We start from the raw sequence: 2,590 nt of genomic DNA, 5'->3' as shown, positions 1-2,590 counted from the left end.
CTGCCCGACGCGCTACGAGGATGCGGTGAGTTGTTGGGGTCGCCTGATCTCCAGCGACCTCGCCTCAGTACTCGGGCTGTTATCGCAGGTCATGAGTGCCGACGCGATGGCTTACTTGAATAACTTCATGGAGGCCGTACCGCCCGTCGCCGACACGGCAGGGTGGTCGCGGCTGATGACCGAGCGCGATGGCATCGCGCGGGCGTGGTCGATCTTCATGGCGGACCGGCCGCTGCTGCTTTCGCAGACATGGACGCAGTTGCCCTTCGAGCATGGCTTCGATTCCGCGACCCCGGCGCGGACGGCGGCGACCACCGAACTGATGCGCCCGGTGGTCCCGGCAAATCTGCTCGGGCTGCCTTCGGCCTGCGTTCCGGCCGGGCGTGACGAAGCGACGGGGTTGCCGATTGGGGTGCTCATCACCGGCCGCCGGATGCGCGAAGACCTGTGCCTCGAAGCCGCCGAAGCCATCGAGGCCCGCCTGGGTTTAACGACGCCGATTGACCCGGTGCACTGATCCTGTTGGCCTGCGCCCCATACGGCGATCGAATAAATATCGCCGCACATCCGGAAAATGCCACATCGCGCCATTTTGCTGCGATGTGGATGTGATTACCATCGGGGCATGGCCGACAAACCTTATGACGTTGTGCCGCTCTCGAAATACCGGGGAAAACAACCTATGCACAGCCATGGCGAAGACATCGTGCGCCTCAGCCGGCGAGCGCTGCTGGCCGGAGGCAGCCTTATTTCCGTGGTCGGGGCCACGCTGGCTTCCGCCGGCCACGCGGCCGCAGCGGAAAATCCGGCGGCTCCGCACGATGTTTCGCCGGAGGTCCGCAAGGAGATGGCAACCTGGGTCTATTCGCTGGCCCTGCAGGCCGCAACCTACGCAGCCCCCATCGTGGCGATGTATCTTTTGCGGGACTCGATCTCCACCGGAACCGGGGCCAAGGCGGCTGCCGGCCAGATCTGGAAAATGGCGGATATCTCCACACCCACCTTCGCGGAGGAGTCGGGCTATGTGACGCCGAACATCAATGTGGTTTACGGCTTCGGCTTCATGGACCTCGGCCGGCAGCCCATTATTCTCACCGCGCCGGACTCCCATGGCCGTTACTACATGATCGAGATTTGCGACATGTGGACCAATGCCTTTGCTTATCCCGCCGGCGCCGTGGCCGGTTACAGCGGTGGAAAATTCGCGCTGGTCGGACCTGGCTGGAATGGCACCTTGCCGGCCGGCGTGCAGCGCATCGATTGTCCGACACGCTGGATCGAGCTTCAACCACGCGTGCACGTCAGGAACGAGGCTGATCTGGCGGCCGCCAAGGCGGTGCTGGACGGCGTCACGGTTCAAGGCTTGGCGCAATATACGTCAGATCGGGCACCCCAGGCGGTCGCGTATGATTACGCGGCGCCCAGGATCAATCTCAAAGTCGCCAGCAGCCAGATGCAATTTGAGGATCCGCTGCAGTTCTGGGAAATCTTCTCGGCGGCCATGAACGAAAATCCACCGCCTGCAGACGAGATCGCGGCGGTTGTTCCGCAATTCAAGTATCTTGGGATTGAGCTCGGCAAAGCCTGGACGCGAAGCGATGTGAACCCGCTTGCCCTGGAGCAAATGAAAATCGCTTCCGGTCAGATCGGCAAAATGATGAACGACTCCCTGAGCCTCGGCGCAGGCCTGGTCCACGGCTGGGCCATCCCGCCGTCGAATGTGGGGATGAGCGGCACGGACTATTTCGTGCGCGCGGTGGTCGCCGTGTTCGGCCTGACGGCCAACACGCCGATCGAGGCGATCTATTATTCAGGGCTGATGGACGGCAATGGGCAGCCATTGACCGGCGCAAGGCGGTACACCATCACGTTTACGAGGCCGATGGATTACCTCGAACCGGTATCGCCGGGTTTCTGGTCCGTCACGATGTACGACGGCGTCACGCGTTTTACGGCTCCCAATGCGATCAACCGGTACAGCCTGGGCAGCGATGACAACCTCAAGCGCGCCGCGGACGGCTCCTTTACGCTCTACGTGCAGCGCGACAACCCGGGTGCCGACAAGGAAGCCAACTGGCTGCCCACACCTTCGGGACCGTTCTACCTGGTGCTGCGCAACTATGCGCCGGTGCCGCAGGTCGCCGCGGCCTTGAAAAATCGCGCGACCTTTCAAGGCCCGCCACCCGTGATCGCCGTTGGTTGAGGATAGCGGGGCCGGCGCCCCGCCGATGGGGCGAATGGAGGATGTGATGCGTTTTACGGCACTTGTACCCATGCTTCAGTGCAACGACATCGAAGCAACCAAAAGCTGGTATGCTTGTTCAGCGGCCGGGATCTTGTTTAAATCAATTTCATGACAGGCCCGACGAAACCAGCCCGGTGGACAAGTTGGCCCGTCCAGCACAAACGGACATCGAGTGCGCGCGTTCGCGCCTCTCGTTGGCTTTTGCCAACCCTACGGAACTGGCGGGTTTGATCGCTCGATGCATTTTCGGACGAAAGCCGACACCGGGGCTGGCCCAGCGGCAAACGCCGTGTAGCGTTTGACCCCAAGCCGACATCAATTTTCCTGGACGACTGGGAGGGGCAT

Annotated in this window: 2 protein-coding genes; both read left to right on the top strand. The window is 62.1% G+C overall.

Annotation, left to right across the window (positions count from 1 at the left end):
• Positions 1–517: amidase family protein (locus ABSG20_RS34395; protein WP_423868885.1), on the top strand; the 517-nt coding region annotated here is incomplete at its 5' end.
• Positions 518–682: 165 nt separating this feature from the next.
• Positions 683–2,203 carry a DUF1254 domain-containing protein gene (locus ABSG20_RS34390; RefSeq protein ID WP_423868884.1) on the top strand — a complete coding sequence of 507 codons (1,521 nt, stop codon included), beginning with the start codon at positions 683–685 and terminating at the stop codon, positions 2,201–2,203.
• Positions 2,204–2,590 lie beyond the last annotated feature (387 nt).

The organism is Bradyrhizobium sp. (assembly GCF_049512235.1).
Lineage (GTDB): Bacteria > Pseudomonadota > Alphaproteobacteria > Rhizobiales > Xanthobacteraceae > Bradyrhizobium.
This window is presented reverse-complemented; position numbering and strand designations above follow the sequence as displayed.

Bases quoted from the DNA above. Each gene is read 5' to 3' on its own strand.
- ABSG20_RS34390 (WP_423868884.1), top strand. From the start codon at position 683: ATGCACAGCCATGGCGAAGACATCGTGCGCCTCAGCCGGCGAGCGCTG.